Source organism: Bacteroidales bacterium (assembly GCA_031275285.1).
Classification (GTDB): Bacteria; Bacteroidota; Bacteroidia; order Bacteroidales; family UBA4181; genus JAIRLS01.
In genome coordinates this window covers 25,048-33,832 of record JAISOY010000122.1, presented here as the reverse complement: position 1 = coordinate 33,832, position 8,785 = coordinate 25,048, and the positions used below count along the sequence as shown (strand labels likewise).

Genomic DNA, 8,785 nt, shown 5'->3' with positions numbered 1-8,785 from the left:
CCAGACTCAACATCAGTGGAAATTCATGAAGCTAAAAACAGTTTTTCCCTGACCATTCCTTTTGCAGATGATGCTTCACTGGAAAATGCATTGTGTGTGGTTGCCCTGATGGTCTTTATGGGGTATGTCCCGGAAGTTATCCGGGAAAGGATCAGTCAACTGATTCCGGTAGAAATGCGTCTGGATATAAAAAAGGGAATCCGCCGTTGTACCCTTATCAATGACAGTTATAATGCGGATACCGGATCCTTGTCCATTGCTTTGGACCTGCTGGTTCGGCAGCGGCAGGCTGTTAAAACGGTGATACTTTCTGATATCCTTCAGTCAGGTAAGTCACAGGAAAACCTTTACCGGGAAATTTCGGAACTTTTATCGGGGAAAAATATCAACAAGCTGATCGGAATAGGAAGAGAGATCTCGAGCCACGCCCGCTTATTCTCCTGTGAAAAATATTTTTTCAAAACCACAGACGATTTTCTCGCTCAGCTGGGAAGTAAAATAACATTTACCGATGAAGCCATCCTGATCAAAGGATCCCGGAATTTTGAATTTGAACGGATCGTTCAGGAATTAGAAGATAAGGTACATAAGACAGTACTGGAAGTCAATTTGACGGCATTGATACATAATTATAATTATTTCAAATCTTTGCTTGAGCCGCATGTCAAAATGATAGCCATGGTAAAAGCATTTGCCTATGGAAGCGGTAGTGTTGAGGTGGCTAATGTTTTGCAATACCATCGTGCTGATTACCTTGCAGTAGCTTTTGCCGACGAAGGGAAGGAGTTAAGGGAAAATGGCATCACAATGCCCATTATTGTAATGAACCCGGAGGATAACAGTTTTGATACATTGATCCGCTACCGGCTGGAACCTGAAATTTATCATTTCAGGTTATTACAACAGTTTGCCCAGGTGCTTTCCAGATATGCTATTTATTCTTATCCGGTTCATATAAAGCTTGATACAGGTATGCATCGTCTTGGTTTTATGGAAAATGATTTGGATGCTCTTATTGAGTTCATTAATCATCAGTCATTTATCCAGGTTAAATCGGTATTTTCACATCTTGCTGGTAGTGACGACCCTTCTTTAAATGATTTTGTTTATCACCAAATTGCTGAGTTCCGGAAGATGAGTCATCGGTTGGAGGAAGAAACCGGTCATCATTTTATACGCCATATTCTTAATTCGGCTGGAATTGAACGGTTTCCAGAGGCACAATTTGATATGGTACGTTTGGGAATCGGTCTGCATGGGATCAGCGCCGTAGACGCATCAAAAGTAAGACAGGTAGCGACATTACAAAGTACCATTCTACAAATTAAAGATATTCCAACTGGCGAAAGTGTCGGCTATAACAGAAAATTCATTGCAGCCTCTCCGACAAGGATCGGAATTGTACCGATCGGATATGCGGATGGCCTTCATCGTATGCTAGGTAACGGCATAGGTTATTTTATGGTGAATGGAAAACAGGTTCCACTGGTGGGTAATATGAGCATGGATATGTGTGCTATTGATCTGACCGGATTGAGTGCTCAGGAAGGAGATACTGTCACTATTTTTGGAGAAGATTATCCCCTGAAGGAAATTGCAGGACAGATGCAGACCATTCCGTATGAAGTATTAACCAGGATTGCTCCCCGGGTAAAGCGGGTTTATTATCAGGAATAACAGGATGTTTATATTTTACATATTATTCGTGTTTTTACGGATTGATAATCAGTTTTTGTAATATTCTAAATAAAAAATAGAAAAGTGGTTGTTGCGAGTAAATTTCAAGAGAAACTTCTATTTCAGTGCTGAAAAAATAAAAATAGGTTGAGATTACCTTATTTACTCGTGTTTTGCTTGTATTTCGGATTAATATTATTACTTATCCGGAAAAAATGTAGTACTTTTGTATGGACTTGAATAGAGATAAAAAAGATACTTAACAGGAACAACGACCCGGTTCAATCGTGTTTTTTACATTTGAAAAATATACTTGTAACAGAAATTTCACTAAAAATTAAATTTTATGAATAGGAAAATAATACTATTACAACTTCAGGTTGTATTCTTTTTGATGGGTATAAATCTACAGGCGCAGGATAGACGAAATGAATTAGAATTAGGGATAGGGATATGGAATACTAATGAGATACTAAATACCTTTTCGGACATGATCATTTCTAGTCTTCCTGCCGGTATAAAAATGGACGATGACAATTCTTTAGGATCCATTCATTTGGGCTATAGGTACAGGTTTACAGAACGTCTCGGTATGGGTGGATTATTTGCGTATGACTATTCAACAGGTAAAGGTATTTTAAATGGAAGGGAAGAAGGAAAATTTTATAAACGACACTATACACTGGCCTTGGAAGCTGATTATGTTTACATACGTAAGAAAAATTTTCGCATGTATGGTTTGGCAGGTGTTGGTGGTACCTTATATAATCTTGACTATAAAGACCATACAGATAAGAGTCAGAATGATTCGGATACAACACCTTATTTTACATTTCAAATCACTCCGGTAGGTTTAAGGTTTGGTAGTTGGATCGGAGGATTTCTGGAATTGGGTTTTGGTTACAGAGGGATCCTTAATGCCGGATTTTTTATCAATTTATGATTGATATAGATCAGGGTATTATTTGTGATATTACGAAATTTGGAAAGTAGTTTCAGCTTCTTTTCTTTAATTTCTTGTTTTTAATTATAGAATATCCGATCTCCAGCGCCAGGTAATCGGCTTTTACCAGATGCGCTTTTAGAGAGAGACCCACGCAGAAACGATCAGTAAGCTGATATTTTACACCGATTCGCTCATAGATAAAAGGAGAGGAAGGTATATCCCCGACACGTTCATTCAGATAGAATCCGACATTTGTTACTGCCCAGAATTTTTTGTATGCCACCTCATGTGCTATATGTACACCTATCGACATATTGTCGTGTATGCTGGTCCTTTCCCTACGTCCGTCTATATGCGCCCTATAATTAATGATGTGTCTTCCCCAATCGAAGTAAAAAAAGTCAAGTCCCAGTCCGACCTTTCGTCGGTGGCTGACATGTGCCAGAATGGATGTCGAGACAGTAGCACAGTACCATCTTTTACTGTTCTTGGGATGATCAAGGTCAAAGTCGGTATCCAGCATGCGAACGGCATTTCCCCAAGATATATACCATTCCAATGTTGGTTCGACCGGATCGGCATGTATCCGGGTATAACTTTTATCCCGGTTCTTGTATAGCCCCCACTGATAAGATACGGTAGCCATGATCAGGTTGATCCCGCTGTTGGGTTTTTGGATGGATCCGTTGGAAAAGTGCCGGAAACTGCCTCCCAGTCCAATGCTAGAATGTCCCGGTAATAAAATCTGCCCGTCAAGGCTGGCGCTGATGTAACCGTTTGTTTTGCTGCCTATAAGTGTATTATACGGCCGTCGCCTCGGATCATAGGTCTTGAAATTATAAGATACGCCTATGCCAAATTCATAATTGAGTTGAAACCATTTGGTACGGAATATAGGGCTGGAAAAAAAACCGTATAAAGCAGAGGGTTTACCGAAGCCATCCTGATGTTCGTCTCCAAGGATGATTTCATTCATGTTTCCCATGTAATAGGCGATTCCATATTTGGGATACCGGAAAGAAGCATCAAAAGTGTTTTTTTGATAGTCATCTGTTTGTATACCAAAACGAAGTTCAAGACCTACATAATAATTTTTGATGACATCTGTTCCCTGGGAAAAAAGAAGGTTACCCTGTTGGACATTAGCCATAAAAAACAGTCTTTTAGGCGGTATACTATCGGATTTACCACATAAGGCGTTTACGGGCATACATAATAATATGCAAAAAAAGTAGTATATCTTCTTCAACGTTTCGTGTTTTAATATCTTAGGTCATCCGATAAATTCATACCGAAAAACCATCCTACTCAGTTTCTAATGGTTTTATTTTTTTTGTTTGAATAGCCATTCGAGGAAATCAGACCGGTTGAATGCCGGATTCCAACTATCATGGTTACATCCGGGAAATTCAATATATTCCACTTTTGCACCATCTTTTTTTAATTCTTTATAAGCATTCCGGGAATTGTGAACAGAGACCACCATATCTGCATCTCCGTGGTAAATCCGGAATTTTACATCTTTGGCTTTTACCAGCCGTTCGGTGGCTACACCACCGCAAATAGGGATGGCTGCTGCGAAAATATCCGGATAACGGCATACCATGTCAAATGTTCCCATGCCTCCCATCGAAATACCAAGGATATATATACGTTTTTTATCCACAGATTTCATTTCAAGATATTGATCCAGTAGCTCTTTTACTGCATTCAACGGGGTGGAGATCGGATCGTTTTTCGGGAAATTGTTCCAACTTCCTTCCGGTGCTTTTTCAAAAGGCCATGTGGAGGAAGCCGGACATTGCGGAAACAATACGATGGCCGGATATTTTTCCTGGTTCACAGGATTGGTAAACATCATACTTCCGTGCCTGAGTTGTGCCTGATTGTCGTTTCCCCTTTCTCCCGCACCGTGTAAAAATAAAACCAATGGATATTGTTTCTCCGGATTGTAATTATCAGGCAGTAATTCCCTGTATTTTAAAATATCATTGGAAGATGTGGTGAATTCCTTAGCAGTAAAATCGTTTTGAGCATATAACAACTGGAATCCGAACATCATTATTAATACGAAAGTAAAATGTTTCATTTCTGTTTTTATTCAATGGTTGATACTTGTTCTATATCTAATATTTTCCTTTCCATAACTGGTCCATCCGTGCTTTTATCTCTTTTTCCCGGCTATTGTCGGAAGGATGGTAAAAAGATGTACCCACTATTTCCGGCGGAAGAAATTCCTGATCGACAAAATTACCGGAATAGCTGTGTGCATATTTATAATCTTTCGCATATCCCAGTTGTTTCATCAATTTGGTAGGTGCGTTCCTTATGTGGAGCGGAACCGGTAGGTTTCCTGTTTCCCGGACTTTTGCCATGGCGCTGTCAATGGCTTCTATGGCTGAATTGCTTTTGGGTGAAGTAGCCAAATAGATGGTCGTTTGAGAAAGCACAATACGTCCTTCCGGCATACCGATAGAATGTACGGCACTGAAACAGCTTTGTGCCATCAGCAATGCATTCGGATTGGCCAGCCCTATATCTTCAGATGCCAGTATGATCAGGCGTCGGGCAATAAAGAGCGGATCTTCACCACCTTCGATCATCCGGGCAAGATAATACACGGCAGCATTAGGATCGCTACCCCGCACAGATTTGATAAATGCGGAAATAATGTCGTAATGCATCTCTCCGTTTTTATCATACATCGCGATGTTTTGCTGTATCCTTTCCAGGACTTTGTCGTCTGTAATGATAATTTCCGAAGATGTTTTTCCTTCCGCATCGAGGTCAGCCATAATTACCAGCTCTAGTGCATTGAGCAATTTACGGGCATCACCTCCTGAAATACGCAATAATGCGGAGGTTTCCTTCAGATTAACGGGAAGCGTTTTCAACAATGAATCCTTTTTCAGGGCGTGATCAATGATCTCCAACAGGTCATCTTTTTCCAGCGATTTGAGTGTGTAGACCTGGCAACGGGAAAGTAACGGGGAGATGACCTCGAAGGATGGATTTTCCGTTGTAGCACCGATCAACGTCACATAGCCCTTTTCCACAGCAGCCAGTAAAGAGTCCTGCTGGGATTTGCTGAATCGGTGAATTTCATCGATGAACAGGATCGGGGAGGGGTGATTGAAAAAACGTTGTTTTTTTGCGCTTTCAATGGTTTCACGTACATCCTTTACCCCTGAATTTACCGCACTAAGCATATAAAAAGGTCGATTTAGCTGATTGGCAACAATTTGCGCCAGTGTTGTCTTTCCGACTCCCGGAGGTCCCCACAAGATAAAAGAAGAAACATTACCGGAATCGATCATACGACGCAATACAGCCTTTTCCCCTACCAGATGTTTTTGGCCGGTATAGTCGTCGAGACCGGTAGGTCTCAATCTGTCTGCTAAAGGTTGACTGCTGATCTGCATGTTCGGTTATTCTATTACTTCTACTTTTAAGCGAACTGTGATGCTCGGGTTTTTCGGATCGTTGGTGATGATTGATATCGTTTTGGATTGCAAACCTGTTTGTCCGGTCGTGTCATAAGATATGAGCAGTTCTGATGATGCACCTGGAGCAATTTCCTTGGGAGCGGTAACTTTTACCTGCTGACTGGTCGATTCGGCCTTACGGATCAGCAATTTACTTTTCCCGTTATTGGTCATTTTTAATTTGTATTCGGCTTTTTCACCTTTCTTTATTTTTTCCCCTTCTATGACGCTTTTTTCAAGTAGGGCAGAAGGTGCATTCTGGAGCTGGTTATTTGTCCATTTAGAAAAGTCTTCCTGAATGTTGGCCGTAATGGTCAATTTATATTCTTTGGATGTATCATCATTTTGTATCATACTGATGAGATCACTGACAAAACCCCACTCGTTTTTGCCGGCTGCATCGTATGTAATTTTAATGCTGGCCTTTTCATCTTTTCTTATAGTGGATGGACTAACGTCAACTTTGATGTAACTAGGCAGATGAACAAAAGATATTTTAACCGGATTGGTTCCCGGATTATATGCTGTAGCTACCAGTGTCGGTTTTTCGTACGAATAAACCCGGCTGAAAGATACATGCAAATTGTCCATACGGAGTGCGCCGGCAGTATAACGGAAGGCTTCGGCAGGTTGGCGGTCTACCGGACTTACTTCACCGGTGATACGCAGATGGGTTGTGGCAGGTTTGGTATTGGAGGATACGGTAATAGTTTTGTCAATGGCACCAGGTCTTCCCCTTACATCATAAGAAACTTTGATGAAACCTTCCGATCCGGGGGGGATGGGTTGTTTGGTCCATTCAGGTGTGGTACATCCGCAGGTGGTAGTAACGTTCTGGATGATCAATGGGGCCGTTCCCGTATTCTTGAACGTAAAATCATGCACTGCTGCTCCGTCGGCTTCTTTTACCTTGCCAAAATCATGAACTATTTTGTCAAATGTGATTTTTGGTTGAGCCAGCAGCGTTGCCGGAGCCAACATGAACAAACATATAAAAAAAATAATAATTCGTTTCATTATCAAGTATGATATTGGTACTTAATTGTTTAATATCCGTGCTGTACCGCATGTACAGTGCGCTTCAAAAGTACAATAATTATATACAAATATCAAACCAGATTGTTCATGGAAGTATTTGTTATAATTGACAGAATCCGGTATCTGATGTTAGGTTCTTGCAGGGATAACGCCAGGTTGCTCCTTTTCCGATCAGTTTATCCGCTTCTTTTGGTCCCCATGTTCCAGCAGGATAACCATAGAGTTTTATAGAATGATGTTGCCATGCCTGCAGTACAGGATCAATGAATTTCCATGTTGCTTCTACAGCATCACCACGAAGATACAAGGTCTGATCTCCTTTAACGCAATCAAGCAATAATCGTTCATAAGCTTCACTAAGTCGTGTCTGTTCCAACGAAGAATAATGGAAATCAAGGCTTTTTTCGGACACCTCGAATCCAGTCCCGGGTGTTTTTAATCCAAAAGTTAGTAAAATACCTTCATCAGGTTGAATCCGGATGATTAGCGTGTTGTTCTGTGCAGAAGTCGGACCCTGTTCAAAAATGGTATATGCCACAGGTTTGAACCGGACTACCACCTCTGTGACACGTACAGGCATTCTTTTTCCATACCGGATAAAAAACGGGACATCCTTCCATCTTGGATTGTCGACAAAGAGTTTCATGGCTACGAATGTTTCTGTTTGTGAATCCGGAGCCACTCCTTTTTCCTGCCGGTAGGCAGCAACTTTTTTTCCTTGTATGGTAGATGCCAGATATTGTCCGCGGATCACCTGGTCAGCCATATCTTTAATAGAGATTGGCCTCAACGATTGGAATACCTTGAGTGTCTCGTTACGGATGGAATCGGCTTCCGCATTTACAGGAGGCTCAAGGGCGATCATACCTAATATCTGCAAAAGATGGTTTTGTATCATATCCCGGACAGCACCGGCTTTGTCATAATAGCCACCCCGGTTTTCTACTCCGATGCTCTCAGCAGAGGTGATCTCAATCCGTTCAATATAATGGCGGTTCCATACCGGCTCAAAGATACTGTTGGCAAAACGGGTAACCAGGATATTCTGTACGGTTTCTTTTCCCAGATAATGGTCGATACGGTATATTTGATTTTCTTTAAACGACTTAAGTATTTCCTTGTTCAATTGCCGGGCTGTTTTCAGGTCGTAGCCGAACGGCTTTTCGATAATTACACGTTTCCATCCCTGTTTTTCTTCCCGGTTGAGTCCCTGGGTGGATAAATAGCCAATAATGGTTTGGTATAAAACAGGCGGTGTAGCCAGGTAATAAAGGAAATTCCGCGATGAGCCGATGGATATGTCCAGTTCGGTGAGTTTTTGTTTTAACCCGATATAGTCATTACTATCCGAGGTGTTCATTACATGGTAATGTAACCGTTTCAGAAACTTTTTTCTGACGGTGGCATTTACTGTCGCGGCATGTTCTTTTAAAGCATTGCCTGCTTTTTCCCGGAATTGTTGGTCGCTGAATGAAGTTCTTCCCACACCCAGAATACAATAAGTGTGAGGTAATAAACGGTCGTGTTCCAGGTACAGGAGAGCGGGTAAAAGTTTTCTTGCGGATAGATCTCCTGATGCCCCGAAAATAGTGATAATGAAAGGTTCTGGTTGGTGAGGGTTCATGGAATACGAAATACA

The 8,785-nt window shown here is 41.3% G+C and carries 7 protein-coding genes; 2 read left to right on the top strand and 5 right to left on the bottom strand.

Annotated features, from left to right (window positions below; translation table 11 throughout):
- Positions 1-1,677: alanine racemase (alr, locus tag LBQ60_12845; GenBank protein ID MDR2038803.1), on the top strand; the 1,677-nt coding region annotated here is incomplete at its 5' end.
- Positions 1,678-2,023: 346 nt separating this feature from the next.
- Positions 2,024-2,620 carry a porin family protein gene (locus LBQ60_12840; protein MDR2038802.1) on the top strand — a complete coding sequence of 199 codons (597 nt, stop codon included), beginning with the start codon at positions 2,024-2,026 and terminating at the stop codon, positions 2,618-2,620.
- A gap of 52 nt (positions 2,621-2,672) precedes the next feature.
- Here LBQ60_12840 and LBQ60_12835 read toward each other — a convergent pair whose 3' ends face one another.
- The 5 genes from LBQ60_12835 to zwf form a co-directional block, all read right to left on the bottom strand.
- The gene (locus tag LBQ60_12835) at positions 2,673-3,773 is read right to left on the bottom strand and encodes an acyloxyacyl hydrolase (GenBank protein MDR2038801.1); all 1,101 of its coding nucleotides are present in this window, start codon (positions 3,771-3,773) and stop codon (positions 2,673-2,675) included.
- A gap of 174 nt (positions 3,774-3,947) precedes the next feature.
- On the bottom strand, positions 3,948-4,712 hold the full coding sequence (locus LBQ60_12830) for a prolyl oligopeptidase family serine peptidase (GenBank protein MDR2038800.1): 765 nt from the start codon (positions 4,710-4,712) through the stop codon (positions 3,948-3,950).
- 37 nt (positions 4,713-4,749) lie between these two features.
- Positions 4,750-6,045 carry a replication-associated recombination protein A gene (locus tag LBQ60_12825; protein ID MDR2038799.1) on the bottom strand — a complete coding sequence of 432 codons (1,296 nt, stop codon included), beginning with the start codon at positions 6,043-6,045 and terminating at the stop codon, positions 4,750-4,752.
- 6 nt (positions 6,046-6,051) lie between these two features.
- Complete coding sequence (locus LBQ60_12820; protein ID MDR2038798.1) at positions 6,052-7,125, bottom strand: DUF1573 domain-containing protein; 1,074 nt, start codon at positions 7,123-7,125, stop codon at positions 6,052-6,054.
- A 121-nt stretch (positions 7,126-7,246) separates the two neighbouring features.
- A complete protein-coding gene (gene zwf / locus LBQ60_12815) occupies positions 7,247-8,770 on the bottom strand; it encodes a glucose-6-phosphate dehydrogenase (protein MDR2038797.1) in 1,524 nt (507 codons plus the stop codon).
- Positions 8,771-8,785 lie beyond the last annotated feature (15 nt).

Excerpts from the sequence above, each read along its gene's own strand:
- LBQ60_12840 (MDR2038802.1), top strand. The coding sequence starts at position 2,024 with ATGAATAGGAAAATAATACTATTACAACTTCAGGTTGTATTCTTTTTG.
- LBQ60_12835 (MDR2038801.1), bottom strand. The coding sequence starts at position 3,773 with ATGGCTAATGTCCAACAGGGTAACCTTCTTTTTTCCCAGGGAACAGAT.
- LBQ60_12830 (MDR2038800.1), bottom strand. The coding sequence starts at position 4,712 with ATGAAACATTTTACTTTCGTATTAATAATGATGTTCGGATTCCAGTTG.
- LBQ60_12825 (MDR2038799.1), bottom strand. The coding sequence starts at position 6,045 with ATGCAGATCAGCAGTCAACCTTTAGCAGACAGATTGAGACCTACCGGT.
- LBQ60_12820 (MDR2038798.1), bottom strand. The coding sequence starts at position 7,125 with ATGAAACGAATTATTATTTTTTTTATATGTTTGTTCATGTTGGCTCCG.
- zwf (MDR2038797.1), bottom strand. The coding sequence starts at position 8,770 with ATGAACCCTCACCAACCAGAACCTTTCATTATCACTATTTTCGGGGCA.